Annotated in this window: 16 protein-coding genes; 13 read left to right on the top strand and 3 right to left on the bottom strand. The window is 66.0% G+C overall.

Annotated elements, in window-relative coordinates:
- Nucleotides 1-51 precede the first annotated feature (51 nt).
- From EON91_RS01730 to ygiD, 4 genes are all read left to right on the top strand, one after another.
- The gene (locus EON91_RS01730) at nt 52-891 is read left to right on the top strand and encodes a M15 family metallopeptidase (protein WP_292091180.1); all 840 of its coding nucleotides are present in this window, start codon (nt 52-54) and stop codon (nt 889-891) included.
- Nucleotides 888-1,349, top strand: coding sequence for a hypothetical protein (locus tag EON91_RS01725; protein ID WP_292091179.1), 462 nt, complete (start codon nt 888-890; stop codon nt 1,347-1,349). The genes EON91_RS01730 and EON91_RS01725 overlap by 4 nt, the downstream gene beginning before the upstream one ends.
- A 104-nt stretch (nt 1,350-1,453) precedes the next feature.
- Entirely contained in the window at nt 1,454-2,056 is a 603-nt protein-coding gene (wrbA, locus tag EON91_RS01720) for an NAD(P)H:quinone oxidoreductase (RefSeq protein ID WP_292091178.1), read from the top strand.
- A gap of 5 nt (nt 2,057-2,061) precedes the next feature.
- The gene (gene ygiD, locus EON91_RS01715; protein ID WP_292091177.1) at nt 2,062-2,820 is read left to right on the top strand and encodes a 4,5-DOPA dioxygenase extradiol; all 759 of its coding nucleotides are present in this window, start codon (nt 2,062-2,064) and stop codon (nt 2,818-2,820) included.
- 19 nt (nt 2,821-2,839) lie between these two features.
- Here ygiD and EON91_RS01710 read toward each other — a convergent pair whose 3' ends face one another.
- Both EON91_RS01710 and EON91_RS01705 read right to left on the bottom strand, forming a co-directional pair.
- A complete protein-coding gene (locus tag EON91_RS01710; RefSeq protein ID WP_292091176.1) occupies nt 2,840-3,235 on the bottom strand; it encodes a DoxX family protein in 396 nt (131 codons plus the stop codon).
- A gap of 96 nt (nt 3,236-3,331) precedes the next feature.
- On the bottom strand, nt 3,332-4,888 hold the full coding sequence (locus EON91_RS01705) for an AMP-binding protein (RefSeq protein WP_292091175.1): 1,557 nt from the start codon (nt 4,886-4,888) through the stop codon (nt 3,332-3,334).
- A 202-nt stretch (nt 4,889-5,090) separates the two neighbouring features.
- Here EON91_RS01705 and lipA point away from each other — a divergent pair, with 202 nt between their 5' ends.
- The 6 genes from lipA (at nt 5,091) to EON91_RS01675 (ending at nt 9,165) form a co-directional block, all read left to right on the top strand.
- Complete coding sequence (gene lipA / locus EON91_RS01700) at nt 5,091-6,059, top strand: lipoyl synthase (protein ID WP_292091173.1); 969 nt, start codon at nt 5,091-5,093, stop codon at nt 6,057-6,059.
- Nucleotides 6,060-6,063: 4 nt separating this feature from the next.
- Nucleotides 6,064-6,516 carry a type II toxin-antitoxin system RatA family toxin gene (locus EON91_RS01695; RefSeq protein WP_292091171.1) on the top strand — a complete coding sequence of 151 codons (453 nt, stop codon included), beginning with the start codon at nt 6,064-6,066 and terminating at the stop codon, nt 6,514-6,516.
- A gap of 3 nt (nt 6,517-6,519) precedes the next feature.
- Nucleotides 6,520-7,632 (top strand): NAD(P)/FAD-dependent oxidoreductase, encoded by a 1,113-nt coding sequence (locus tag EON91_RS01690; protein ID WP_292091169.1) that lies wholly within the window; start codon nt 6,520-6,522, stop codon nt 7,630-7,632.
- The gene (locus tag EON91_RS01685) at nt 7,632-8,150 is read left to right on the top strand and encodes a GNAT family N-acetyltransferase (RefSeq protein WP_292091168.1); all 519 of its coding nucleotides are present in this window, start codon (nt 7,632-7,634) and stop codon (nt 8,148-8,150) included. The genes EON91_RS01690 and EON91_RS01685 overlap by 1 nt, the downstream gene beginning before the upstream one ends.
- Before the next feature lie 113 nt (nt 8,151-8,263).
- Nucleotides 8,264-8,446, top strand: coding sequence for a 50S ribosomal protein L32 (gene rpmF / locus EON91_RS01680; RefSeq protein WP_259551443.1), 183 nt, complete (start codon nt 8,264-8,266; stop codon nt 8,444-8,446).
- A 116-nt stretch (nt 8,447-8,562) separates the two neighbouring features.
- Nucleotides 8,563-9,165: a hypothetical protein gene (locus tag EON91_RS01675; RefSeq protein WP_292091166.1), complete on the top strand. Its 603-nt coding sequence runs from the start codon at nt 8,563-8,565 to the stop codon at nt 9,163-9,165.
- Here the strand turns inward: EON91_RS01675 and EON91_RS01670 are convergent.
- Nucleotides 9,162-9,566 carry a VOC family protein gene (locus EON91_RS01670; RefSeq protein ID WP_292091165.1) on the bottom strand — a complete coding sequence of 135 codons (405 nt, stop codon included), beginning with the start codon at nt 9,564-9,566 and terminating at the stop codon, nt 9,162-9,164. The genes EON91_RS01675 and EON91_RS01670 overlap by 4 nt on opposite strands.
- Nucleotides 9,567-9,672: 106 nt before the next feature.
- Between EON91_RS01670 and eno the strand changes: the two genes are divergently transcribed.
- The 3 genes from eno (at nt 9,673) to pdhA (ending at nt 12,558) form a co-directional block, all read left to right on the top strand.
- A complete protein-coding gene (gene eno / locus EON91_RS01665; RefSeq protein ID WP_292091163.1) occupies nt 9,673-10,950 on the top strand; it encodes a phosphopyruvate hydratase in 1,278 nt (425 codons plus the stop codon).
- Nucleotides 10,951-11,091: 141 nt separating this feature from the next.
- On the top strand, nt 11,092-11,412 hold the full coding sequence (locus tag EON91_RS01660) for a septum formation initiator family protein (protein ID WP_292091252.1): 321 nt from the start codon (nt 11,092-11,094) through the stop codon (nt 11,410-11,412).
- Between the two features lie 114 nt (nt 11,413-11,526).
- Nucleotides 11,527-12,558, top strand: a complete 1,032-nt coding sequence (gene pdhA / locus EON91_RS01655) for a pyruvate dehydrogenase (acetyl-transferring) E1 component subunit alpha (protein WP_292091162.1) — start codon at nt 11,527-11,529, stop codon at nt 12,556-12,558.
- The last annotated feature ends 59 nt before the right edge of the window (nt 12,559-12,617 follow it).

Genomic DNA, 12,617 nt, shown 5'->3' with positions numbered 1-12,617 from the left:
ACGGTGAGGCTTCCTTGCAAAATGACGATGCGACTCCTTACGGCGATACTGATGGCGGCCACAATGTGGGCCGGCGCCGCCGCGCGTGCGGCGGCCCAGGCCGAGGACTGCGTCGGCGCGCCCGAGTGGGAGGCGGCGGCCGGGTCGAACGGAGTGACGCTGCATTCTCTGGAATGGTCGCCGTTCAATCGGACCGAGATGGGGTGGGAGACCTACCTGCCGCTGATCCAGCAGGAGCTGGCCACGCGTTGCGCCCCATCCAGCGCGGCGTTTGCGGGGCGGCTCGCGACGTTTCAGGCGCGATATAACCTGCCGGGAACAGGCCTGTTCGATCAGGCGACCTTTCAGGTGTTCCGCGGCCTGTGGCAAGAGCGGCGGCCGTTCGTGCTGGCGCGCATCCGGGGCGAGTGCCCCGACCCGCCGCCCATCGCGCAACTGGGCTATCTGGTTCACGAGGAAGAGCATGCCGACCGACTGACGCGCCTGTTGCGGCGCGACGTGCTGCACGCCTATCGCCGGATGGTCGCCGCCGCGCGGGCCGAGGTTCCCGAGATCGGGGCCGATGCGGAGTTGCTGCAGATCTTTTCCGGCTTCCGCGATCCGGAGGCGGACGCGGCCCGATGCGCGCGCGACCGGAACTGCGACGGCGTGGCCCGGGCGACCTGTTCGGCGCACCGGACCGGAACGGCGGTGGACCTGTACGTCGGGCATCTGGACGGGATGGGCGTGGATTCTCTGGACGCCTCAGCCCGACGGCATCAGACGCAGGGGCCGGCTTATCGCTGGCTGGTCGCCAATGCCGGGCGCTTCGGCTTCGTGCCCTATGTGTTCGAGCCCTGGCACTGGGAATGGACCGGCGTCACACCCGAGACGGCTGACGGTTCGCCGTGATCCGGGGCCTGACTGGGGGTGAGCGGGCGCTGGCGGTCGAGACCTTTGGCGAGGCCCTGAGATTGGACACCATTCGCATCCTGCCGACGCCGTTCCCGCGCGCCTTCGTGCCGGGGCGATGGTTCGGGTTCGACTGGATCCTGTGGCCCGCCAGAGACCTCCCGGCGGACTTCGCCGAGGCTGCGACGCGGCTGCAGGGCGTCTTCATTCACGAACTGGTCCATGTGTGGCAGGCGCAGAAGGGGATCGGCCTGCTGCTGGGCAAGATCAGGGCAGGGGATGGCCCGGCTGCCTACGCCTATCCCTTGGCCGCCGACTGCGACTGGGATCGGTTGAACATTGAGCAGCAGGCCATGGTGGTCGAGCATCGGTTCCTGCTGTCGCGCGGCGCGCTCGTGCCTGCGGATCAAGCCTTTTATGATCGCGTCTGTCCGCTGGCGCGGCGGATGGAGATCTGATCCGCCGAATCTGATCATTGGCGGTTGCATTTCGCATCGCTGCGACTAAATCAGCCACTGACACTGTTTCCAAACCGTGTCCTGGTTTCAATGCGGAGCGCCTAATGCCTAAAGTCCTGGTCCTGTATCACTCCACCTATGGCCACATCGAACAGATGGCCGAGGCCGTCGCCGCCGGTGCACGCGAGGTCGACGGCGCCGTGGTGGACATCAAGCGCGTGCCCGAACTGGTGCCGGAAGAGCTGGCCCGCGCCTCGGGTTACAAGCTGGACCAGGCTGCGCCGATCGCGACAGTGGACGATCTGCCCAACTATGACGCCATCATCATCGGCGCCGGGACCCGTTTCGGCACGGTCGCGTCGCAGATGCGCAACTTCCTGGACCAGACCGGTGGCGTGTGGGCCAAGGGCGCGCTGGTCGGCAAGGTCGGCGGCGCCTTCACCGCTACGGCGACCCAGCACGGCGGTCAGGAAACGACCCTGATCGGCCTGATCCAGACGCTGCTGCACCACGGTCTGGTCGTGTCGGGCCTGCCTTATAGCTATGCCGGCCAGACGACGATGGACGAGATCACCGGCGGCAGCCCCTACGGCGCCACCACCATCACCGGCGGCGACGGCTCGCGCATGCCCAGCCAGAATGAACTGGACGGCGCGCGCTTCCAGGGGCGTCATATCGCCCGGATCGCGAAGGCGCTGAAAGGCTGATCGCCATGATCCAACCCGCAATTTTCTTCGGCCACGGCTCGCCCATGAACGCTCTGGGCGGGACCTATGCCGACGCGTGGCGCGCGCTGGGCGCAGAGATCGGCAAGCCGAAGGGCGTGCTGATGGTCTCGGCTCACTGGGAAACGCGCGGGTTGGGCGTGACGGCGCAGGAGCGGCCGGAGACGATCCACGACTTCGGCGGCTTCCCGGCCGAACTGCACGCGATGCATTATCCGGCGCCGGGTTCGCCCGCCCTGGCGGCGCGCGTCGCCGATCTGACGGGGGCGGCGGAGACCACGCAATGGGGTCTGGACCACGGGACATGGTCCGTACTGGCTCATGTGTGGCCCGAGGCGGACGTGCCGGTCGTGCAACTGTCGCTGGACCGGACGCTGGATGCGCGCGGCCACTATGAGCTGGCGAAACGGCTGAACTCGCTGCGGGACGAGGGCGTGGTGATCGCGGGGTCCGGCGACTTCGTCCACAATCTGCGGACGTGGAAACGAATGGACGGGGCTGAGCCTTATGACTGGGCCGTCAGCTTCAACGAGGCGGTGAAACACGCCCTGACGACGGGCGACCACGACGCCCTGGTCGACTGGGTGCATCTGGCCGAGCAGGCGCAGTTGAGCGTGCCGACCGACGAACATTATCTGCCGCTGCTCTATGTCGCCGCCCAGCAGCGGCCGGGCGAGGCGGTGAGCTTCTTCAACGACGTCATAGAGGGCGGCTCGATCTCGATGACGGGCGCCCGGATCGGCTGACCCGGGCGCGCATCGGGCCTCAGCGCTTGCGGCGCACCACCGCATCCAGCGACCACGGGCCGGGACCGGCGAAGAACAAATACAGGAAGGTGAAGCAATACAGCGCCGCCAACTCACCGCCATTGACGATGGGGTAGGGGCTCTGAGGCGCGTGAACCATCCAGTAGGCCACCGCCATAAAGCCGGACAGGATGAAGGCGGTCGGGCGACTGAACAGGCCGACAACCATCAGCACGCCACCGACCAACTCAATAGGACCGGACCAACCTGCCACGGTCGACAGATCGACGCCGCCGCCTTGGCCGCCGGGTGGAAAGCCTAGAACCTTTTGCGTGCCGTGCTGAAGCAGCAGCAGCCCCGAAACGATACGCAGGACGCTGAGGACGCGGGGCGCCCAGGCCGATAAGGCAGCCATGTCGTATTCCCTCCGTGCGCCGTGGCGGCCGTGGGGACCGTCTCTCTGTCGGCGACCAAGCGAGACTATAGGCGATAGCCGGTCCTGCAAGCGGGATCAGGCGGCGCGTTGTTCCTGCTCGACCATCTTCTGAAGGGTTACATAGTCGGTCTTGCCGGTGCCCAGCACAGGAATGACGCCGACCTTCATGATCCTTTTGGGGACGGCCAGTTCGGGCGCGCCATTGTCACGCGCCCATTCCGACAGGCGCGCGGCCTCGGCTGTCTGCTTGTCGGTGATCAGGACCAGCCGTTCACCCTTCTTGCTGTCGGGGATCGAGACCACGGCGTGGTGACCGTCGGGCCAGACCGCGCTGGCCATGCCCTCGACCGCGGTCAGAGACACCATCTCGCCCGCAATCTTGGCGAAGCGCTTCACCCGTCCCAGGATGGTGATGTAACCCTCGTCGTCGATATCGACGATGTCGCCGGTGTCGTGCCAGCCATTCTCCAGTGGATCGATCTTCAGCGGATCGTCGGCCGAGACATAGCCTTCCATGACGTTCGGCCCACGCAGGAACAGGCGGCCGCCGCCGTCGATGCCGGGGACCTCTTCGACGCGGAACTCCATGCCGGGCAGTATCTGCCCCACGGTGCCGGGGCGGTTGCGGCCGGGATGGTTCACCGCAACCACAGGCGCCGCCTCGGTCGCGCCATAGCCTTCCAGTAGTTGGACGCCGCCGAATTTGGTGTTGAACAGGTTGCGGGTTTCTTCCCGCACCTTCTCGGCGCCGGCGACGGCGAATTGCAGCGTGGCGAAATCGCCCGGTTCGGCAACGCGGGCGTACTGGTTCAGGAAGGTGTCGGTCGCAAACAGGATCGACGCCTTCACCTGCGGCAACAGGTCGGTGATCTGCTTGGCATGCAGCGGCGAGGGATACTGGAACGCCTTCAACCCCTGCAGCAGCGGCAGGATGACCCCGCCCGTCAGGCCGAAACAGTGGAAGGTCGGGAGAGGGTTGAACATGACCCAGTCGGGATCAAGGTCGATGTGCGCCGCCACCTGACGCGCGTTGGCGACCAGATTGCGCTGGCTCAGCACCACGCCCTTGGGTGCGCCAAAGCTGCCCGAAGTGAACAGGACCACGCCCGGCGCGCCGGGGTCGGTTTTCGCTGCGAACCGGCGCGGAACCATGCCGGCCGCCAGTCCATATAGCTTGTCCGCAAAGCCAATAGTGGCCCGCACGTCGTCCAGCCAGATAATCTCGGCCACCTGACCCAGGGACGCCACCAGGTCGTCCAGCTTGGCCTGGGTGACGAACCGTTTGGCCGACAGGATGCGCTTGACCCCTGCCGTCTTCAGCGCCGCCTTCAGGTTCGCCTCGCCCGAGGTGAAGTTCAGCATCACCGGGACACGGCCGTGGGCGTGCAGGCCGAAGAAGGTGACCACCACCCCGGCGCTTGACGGCAGCAGGACACCCACACGCTCGCCCGGATCGGTCATGGCCGCGACCTTGCGACCCAGCACAAAGGCGGCGCGGATCAGACCGGTATAGGTAAGGGGATGGCGATCCTGGTCTTCAAGGATCTCCTTGTCGCCGTAACGGTCGCGCGCCGTGATCAGGGCGTTGATGAGGTTTTCCTCATACGCCGAGGGATCGAGATCAGGCCGCAAGCGCATCCTCCTTCGGAGGGCTTCAAGCGGCCCTCTCGGTTAACAAGAGGCCGGAAACTAGAGATGTCCCGCTCGAATGAAAAGGTGTGTTACCCGGCGTGAGGTTACACTGAAACCGTTCCGTGGGTTGCCATTGTGAAGTGGAAAGCCGACATACCGCCTTCTGTACGCCCGCCTTCCGAACGAAAGCCCGACGTCTGGCATGGTCACACTGATCGATACCCTGACGAAGAAACCCTCCGAACTTCGTCACCCGGAAAAGCAGAACCGCCCGGAATCGGTGGTGCTGAAGAAGCCTGACTGGTTGCGCGTCAAGGCGCCCGGCTCGGGCCAGTACAACGCCACGAAAGACATCGTCCGCTCCAAGGGGCTGGTGACGGTCTGCGAAGAGGCGGCCTGCCCGAACATCGGCGAGTGCTGGAGCCAGAAGCACGCCACCCTGATGATTATGGGCGACACCTGCACGCGGGCCTGCGCCTTCTGCAACGTCAAGACCGGCCTGCCGCAACCGTTGGATCCGGAGGAGCCGGGCAAGGTCGGTCTGGCGGTCCAGCAGATGGGCCTCAACCACGTCGTCATCACCAGCGTGGACCGCGATGACGTGTCGGACGGCGGCGCCGCCCACTTCGCCGAGGTGGTGCGCCAGATCCGCCTGCAGGCGCCGAACACGACGATCGAGATCCTGACGCCCGACTTCCTGCGCAAGGACGGCGCGGCCGAGGTCATGATCGATGCGACCCCGGATGTGTTCAACCACAACCTGGAGACCGTGCCGCGGCTGTATCTGAAGATCCGGCCGGGCGCCCGCTACTTCCATTCCCTGCGCCTGTTGCAGATGGTCAAGGAGCGCGATCCGAACCAGTTCACCAAGTCCGGCATCATGGTCGGCCTGGGCGAGACCAAGGAAGAGGTCATGCAGGTGATGGACGACATGCGGTCCGCCGACGTCGACTTCATCACCATCGGCCAGTATCTGCAGCCGACGCGCAAGCACGCGGCCATCGACCGGTTCGTGACGCCGGAAGAGTTCAAGGCCTATGAGGCGATCGCCCGGGCCAAGGGCTTCCTGATGGTCTCGTCGTCGCCGCTGACCCGCAGTTCGCACCACGCCGGCGACGACTTCGCCCGGCTGAAGGCGGCGCGCGAGGCCCAGACCCGCGGCGGCCGCTGATCCCTTGGCCGTCCATCGCCTGACGCGCGTCCTGCCTTACGCGCCCGAACAACTGGCCGACATGGTGGCGAACGTGCGGGACTATCCGCTGTTCGTGCCGTGGATCACCTCCATGCGCGCCTGGAACGAGCGCGAGGAAGCGCCGGGCGTAACCATGCTGGACGCCGAGGCGGGGGTCGGCTTCGCCTTCCTGAACGAGCGGTTCTCGACCTGGGTGCGGCATGACCGCAATGCGCCGACGGTCGAGGTCGGGCTGATCCGGGGGCCGTTCAAACACCTGAAGAACCGGTGGGAGTTCCATCCCGATCCGGGCGGCACACGGCTGGAATTCTTCATCGACTTCGCCTTCAAGTCGCGCATGCTGGACGCCATGCTGCACGCCAATTTCGACCGAGCAGTGCGGGCACTGATCCACTGTTTCGAGACCCGGGCCGAAGGGCTCTACGGACGGAGATAGCCGATGGGCGCGCCCTTCGACTTCGATGCGACGGTCGTGGGCGCGGGCGCCGTGGGTCTGGCCTGCGGACGGGCGCTGGCGCGACGCGGCCTGACGGTGCTGGTGCTGGAGAAGGAAGCGGCCATCGGCCAGGGCGTCTCTTCGCGCAACAGCGAGGTCATCCACGGCGGGCTGTACTATCCAACCGGATCGCTGAAGGCCCGGTTTTGCGTCGAGGGACGGCGCGCGCTTTATGACTTCCTGACCAGCCACAAGGTCGATCATTGGAAATGCGGCAAGCTGGTCGTGGCGACCCGGGACTCGGAGGTCGAACGGATCGAAGCCATCTTCCAGCAAGGGCTGGCCAATGACGTCGAGGGGCTGGAGCATCTGACCGGGGCGCAGGCGCGGGCGCTGGAGCCGGAACTGAACGCCCATGCGGCCATCCTGTCGCCCGAGAGCGGCGTGTTCGACAGCCACGGCTATATGCTGGCCCTGCAGGGCGAGATCGAGGACGGGGGCGGCACGGTCGTCACCTCAGCGCCGTTCGAGGGGGCCGCGTCGCTGCCGGATGGCGGCTTCTCCATCCGCGTGGGCGGGGAGGGGGCGATGACCCTGACCAGTCGCCTGCTGGTGACCGCGCCGGGCCTTTCGGCGCAGGACGCCGCCGCGCGGATCGACGGCTATCCGGCCAACCTGATCCCCGTGCGGCATCTGGGCAAGGGCGTCTATTTCCGCCTGACGGGCAAGGCGCCGTTCGACCGCCTGATCTATCCGCCGCCCATACCCGGCGCGCTGGGCACCCATTATCGCAAGGACCTGGGCGGGCAGGCGGTGTTCGGACCCGATCTTGTCTATATCGAGACCGAGGATTATTCGGTCGATCCGGCCAAGGCGGCCGAGTTCGAGACCTATATCCGACGCTTCTGGCCGGGCCTGCCGGACGGCGCCCTGACGCCCGACTACGCCGGCATCCGGCCCAAGCTGCATGGGCCGGGCGAACCGCAGCCGGACTTCCAACTGGATGATCGCGAGACACATGGCCTTGATGGCCTGATGGCCCTGTTCGGAATCGAAAGCCCCGGCCTGACCAGTTCCCTGGCCATCGGCGAAGCGGTGGCAGAGCGGCTGACCTGATGGTCGCGATCACTACTCCACGGCTGACGCTGCGTCCGGCGCGGGACGATGATCTGGCGCCGCTGCACGCCATCCTGTCCGATCCGCGCGCGATGACCTTCTGGTCCACGCCGCCGCATGCGTCGCTGGAGCAGACCTCGACCTGGCTGGCCGCCATGATCGCCATGGGATCGGACAATCCGGACTTCATTATAGAGCGTCAGGGCCAGGTGATCGGCAAGGCGGGCTTCTTCGCCCTGCCGTGGGTCGGCTATATCCTGCACCCCGATCACTGGGGGCTGGGCCTGGCGCGCGAAGCGGTCAGCGCGGCCATCGACCATGTCTTCGCCGGCGACGACCACGATTCGTTGCGTGGCGACGTCGATCCGGGGAATACAGCCTCGATCCGGCTGCTTGAGGGGTTGGGCTTCGTGCGGACGGGGTTCGAGGCACGCACCTACAATGTCGGCGGCGTCTGGAAGGACAGCGTTTTCTACGCTCTGTCGCGCGAAGACCGGATTGCGCGCCGACGGGCTTGAACTGCGGACCGGTTTCCGGCATAAGCCCGCGCTCGCGTGGCGGCTCTCATCGAGGGGCCGCCGCTGTTGTTTTCGCGTCTTCACGGCGCACCGACTTAGAGATTGAGACGGACATGGCCGTTCCGAAGCGCAAAGTATCTCCCTCGCGTCGCAACATGCGCCGCGCTCACGACTCGCTGGGCACCAACGCCTATGTCGAGGACAAGGACACCGGCGAGCTGAAGCGCCCGCACCACATCGACCTGAAGACCGGCACCTATCGCGGCCGTCAGGTTCTGACGCCCAAGGAAGACTAGGTCTTTCTGACGCTTCGCCCATCTGAGGGGCGGCGATGATTTTTAACGGCGCGCGATGACATCGCGCGCCGTTTTCGTGCGTTGTGGCGTCTGAACCTTTGCAAGGAGACGCCTGCATGATTCGCCTGACCGCCCTGGCTTCCGTCGCCGTCCTGTCCCTGGCCGCGTGCAATGCGCCGGAAGAGCCGGCTTCGGCCCCGGCCGCACCCGTCGCCGAACAGCCCGCCACGCCGCCGCCGGCCGCATCGGCCGAGACGTTGACCGCCGAAGGCTTCGGCCCGATTCGCGTCGGCCAGACCATCACCGAAGTGACGACGGCCTGGGGCGCGCCCGAGCGGCCCCTGACTGATGAAAACGGCTGCAACGTCTTCCACCCGGCCCGTGCCCCACAGGGCGTGCTGGTCATGACCGAGGACGGCAAGGTCAGCCGCATCAGCCTGACCCGCGATGCGACGGCCACGACGGACAAGGGCCTGAAGCTGGGCGCGACGGCGGCCGAGGTGAAGGCGGCCTATGGCGCGGCGGCCCAGTCGTCGCCGCACAAATACCAATCCGCCCCGGCCGAATACATCGCCGTGTGGAGCGGCGGTCCGCGCACCGAACCCTATGTCAACGACGCCGCCGCGCGGGGCCTGGTCTATGAAGTCGGCTCGGACGGCAAGGTGACCGCCATCCACGGCGGCGGCCCATCGATCCAGTATGTCGAGAGCTGCAGCTAGGGCAGTTCAGCCGTCACGGTCACGGCGGCCGCCGAGCGGGTCGCCGGACCGTGATGCACGGCCTCGATATTGTTGCCATCGGGATCGATCAGGAAACAGGCATAGTAGCCGGGATGATAGGGGCGCTCTCCAGGCGCGCCGTTGTCCCGGCCGCCGGCCGCCAGACCTGCAATGTGAAACCGGTCAACCGTATCCCGGTCCGGCGCCTGGAACGCCAGGTGGATATGGGTTCGCGGCTCGCCCGCGTCGATCCACAGTTCGTCCGCCTGAAGATGATCAATGGTGCTGTTCACTGGCACGTTCAGCACGCCCAGGACAGCCTCGTAAAAATCCTGCGTGGCCTTCAGATCTGCGGCGCGCAGGTGAATGTGGTCGATCAGCCGGCCCAGCTTCAGTTCCATGGCGATCTCCCTTTCGGCGCTCAACGCGTGCGCCGTGTTGGCGTTTCGCGGGCGGGCGGCTAAACCCCTCGGACATTCCTTCAGCCGCAAAGCCAAGAGCCGAGTCATGACCGACATCGTCGACATCGTCGCCCGCCAGATCCTCGACAGCCGGGGCAATCCGACGGTGGAGGTGGACGTTACGCTGGAGGACGGCAGCTTTGGCCGCGCCGCTGTGCCCTCGGGCGCCTCGACCGGCGCGCACGAGGCCGTCGAACTGCGCGACGGCGACAAGGACATGTGGGGCGGCAAGGGCGTCCAGAAGGCGGTCGACGCCGTCAACGGCGAGATCTTTGACGCTCTTAGCGGCATGGACGCCGAGGACCAGCGCCGCATCGATGAAGCGCTGATCGATCTGGACGGCACCGAGAACAAGGGCCGCCTGGGCGCCAACGCGATCCTGGGCGTGTCGCTGGCCGTGGCCAAGGCCAGCGCCCAGTCGGCGGGCCTGCCATTCCACCGCTACATCGGCGGCGTCTCGGCCCGCGTCCTGCCCACCCCGATGATGAACATCATCAACGGCGGCGCCCACGCCGACAATCCGATCGACATCCAGGAGTTCATGATCCTGCCGACCGGCGCCGAGAGCTTCTCGGAAGGCCTGCGCATGGGGGCCGAAATCTTCCACGCCCTGAAGAAGCAGCTGAAGGACGCCGGTCACAACACCAACGTCGGCGACGAGGGCGGCTTCGCCCCGAACCTGGGCTCGGCCGACGAAGCCCTGAGCTTCATCACCAAGGCAGGGCAGGCAGCCGGCTATCTGGCGGGCGAGGATTTCCACCTGGCGCTGGACGTCGCCTCGACCGAATTCTTCAAGGACGGCAAATACGTGCTGGCCGGCGAGGGCAAGACCTTCGATCAGGAAGGCATGGTCAACTATCTGGCCGATCTGGTCGAACGCTTCCCCATCGTCTCGATCGAGGACGGCTGCGCCGAGGATGATTTCGACGGCTGGAAGCTGCTGACGGAAAAGCTGGGCGACCGCGTCCAGCTGGTCGGCGACGATCTGTTCGTGACCAATCCGGCGCGTCTGGCGGCCGGGATAGGGGAGGGGTTGGCCAACTCAATCCTGATCAAGGTCAATCAGATCGGCACGCTTTCGGAGACTCTGGATGCGGTCGATATGGCCCACCGCGCCGGCTATACCGCCGTCATGAGCCACCGCTCGGGCGAGACCGAGGATTCGACCATCGCCGACCTGGCGGTCGCCACCAACTGCGGACAGATCAAGACCGGCTCGCTGGCCCGCTCGGACCGGACCGCCAAGTATAACCAGCTACTGCGCATCGAAGAGCAACTGGGCGACCAGGGCGTCTATTTCGGCGACGGCATGCTGCTGCGTTGATCGAACAAAGGGCGCCGACCGGTTCGGCGCCCTTTTCCTTCGGCTTCTACGGCCAAGCTACGGTTTGTTAGGCATTTTCGGTCACGATCTGTCAGTCGTGTTCCGTAGCGCTCAGAAGGAGCGTCCCCAGTGCCCGAGCGGATGAAGCCCTATCTGCCCTCAGTGTTTCTGTTGCTGCTGGTCGCCTATCTGGGCATCCAGGCCCTGACGGGGGAACGCGGCCTGCTGAGCGGCGCCGAACGGGACGCACTGCTGCTGAAACGCGAGGTTCAGCTGGCCAACCTGCTGGAAGAGCGCCGGGACCTTGAGGTCCGCGTCCGTTACCTGCGCACCAACAGCCTGTCGCGCGATCTGCTGGAAGAGCGCGCACGCGCCGTGATCGGCTTTGCCGACCCGCGCGACTATGTGGTCCGCATCGACCACACCCCGGCGGTCACGACGGATCGCCCCGCCGCCTCCTGAACTATTGTTACAGCCTCGGCTGCTGACTTTGCGTTTCGGGAACGAAGGCTGCTAAAGCCCCTTTCCGTAACGATAAGAGGCCCTGAAACCGGGGCACCAGCCGGGAGATGCCGGATGGCGAAAGCCGCCGCTCAAAAGACCGCCGCCAAAGCGGGCGACACCAGGATTCCCAACACGCCCCAGGCCTCGAAAGAGGACCTGCTGCGCTTCTATCGCGAGATGGTGCTGATCCGCCGTTTCGAGGAGCGGGCGGGCCAGCTGTATGGCATGGGCCTGATCGGCGGCTTCTGCCACCTGTACATCGGTCAGGAGGCCGTGGCCGTCGGCGTTCAGGAGAGCGTCAAGCAGGGCCACGACAAGATCATCACCGGCTACCGCGACCACGGCCACATGCTGGCCGCCGGCATGGATCCTAAGGAAGTGATGGCCGAGCTGACCGGCCGCATCGGCGGCTCGTCCAAGGGCAAGGGCGGCTCGATGCACATGTTCGATGTGCCGACCGGCTTCTATGGCGGTCACGGCATCGTCGGCGCCCAGGTGGCGCTGGGCACCGGCCTGGCCTTCGCCGGCAAATACCGCGGCGATGACAGCGTCTCGTTCGTCTATTTCGGCGACGGCGCCTCGAACCAGGGTCAGGTCTACGAGAGCTTCAACATGGCCCAGCTGTGGAAGCTGCCGGCCATCTACATCATCGAGAACAACCAGTACGCCATGGGCACGAGCATCGAACGCTCGTCCTCCACGACCGAACTGTACCAGCGCGGCGCCAGCTTCGGCATTCCGGGCGAGCAGGTCGACGGCATGGACGTGCTGGCCGTACGCGACGCGACGGCCCGCGCTGTGAAACGCGCCCGCGAAGGCGGTGGCCCCTTCATCCTGGAGGTGAAGACCTATCGCTATCGCGGCCACTCCATGTCCGATCCGGCCAAATACCGGACCAAGGAAGAGGTCGACGAGGTCAAGAAGACCCGCGACCCCATCGATCACCTGAAAACCCTGCTGGCCGCCGCCAAGGCGACCGAGGACGAGTTGAAAGCCATCGACAGCGAGGTGAAGGCCATCGTCGCCGAAGCCGTGCAATTTGCTCAAGAGAGCCCGGAACCCGATCCGTCCGAGCTCTACACCGACGTCTACGTGGAGGCCTGATCCGTGACCGACATTCTGATGCCGGCGCTGTCCCCCACGATGGAAGAGGGCACGCTGAC

The organism is Brevundimonas sp., assembly GCF_004210735.1.
GTDB lineage: Bacteria > Pseudomonadota > Alphaproteobacteria > Caulobacterales > Caulobacteraceae > Brevundimonas.
This window is presented reverse-complemented; position numbering and strand designations above follow the sequence as displayed.

Bases quoted from the DNA above. Each gene is read 5' to 3' on its own strand.
- EON91_RS01675 (WP_292091166.1), top strand. From the start codon at position 8,563: ATGATTCGCCTGACCGCCCTGGCTTCCGTCGCCGTCCTGTCCCTGGCC.
- EON91_RS01730 (WP_292091180.1), top strand. From the start codon at position 52: ATGGCGGCCACAATGTGGGCCGGCGCCGCCGCGCGTGCGGCGGCCCAG.
- pdhA (WP_292091162.1), top strand. From the start codon at position 11,527: ATGGCGAAAGCCGCCGCTCAAAAGACCGCCGCCAAAGCGGGCGACACC.
- EON91_RS01690 (WP_292091169.1), top strand. From the start codon at position 6,520: ATGGGCGCGCCCTTCGACTTCGATGCGACGGTCGTGGGCGCGGGCGCC.
- EON91_RS01670 (WP_292091165.1), bottom strand. From the start codon at position 9,566: ATGGAACTGAAGCTGGGCCGGCTGATCGACCACATTCACCTGCGCGCC.
- rpmF (WP_259551443.1), top strand. From the start codon at position 8,264: ATGGCCGTTCCGAAGCGCAAAGTATCTCCCTCGCGTCGCAACATGCGC.
- EON91_RS01660 (WP_292091252.1), top strand. From the start codon at position 11,092: ATGAAGCCCTATCTGCCCTCAGTGTTTCTGTTGCTGCTGGTCGCCTAT.
- eno (WP_292091163.1), top strand. From the start codon at position 9,673: ATGACCGACATCGTCGACATCGTCGCCCGCCAGATCCTCGACAGCCGG.
- ygiD (WP_292091177.1), top strand. From the start codon at position 2,062: ATGATCCAACCCGCAATTTTCTTCGGCCACGGCTCGCCCATGAACGCT.
- EON91_RS01685 (WP_292091168.1), top strand. From the start codon at position 7,632: ATGGTCGCGATCACTACTCCACGGCTGACGCTGCGTCCGGCGCGGGAC.
- lipA (WP_292091173.1), top strand. From the start codon at position 5,091: ATGGTCACACTGATCGATACCCTGACGAAGAAACCCTCCGAACTTCGT.
- EON91_RS01710 (WP_292091176.1), bottom strand. From the start codon at position 3,235: ATGGCTGCCTTATCGGCCTGGGCGCCCCGCGTCCTCAGCGTCCTGCGT.
- wrbA (WP_292091178.1), top strand. From the start codon at position 1,454: ATGCCTAAAGTCCTGGTCCTGTATCACTCCACCTATGGCCACATCGAA.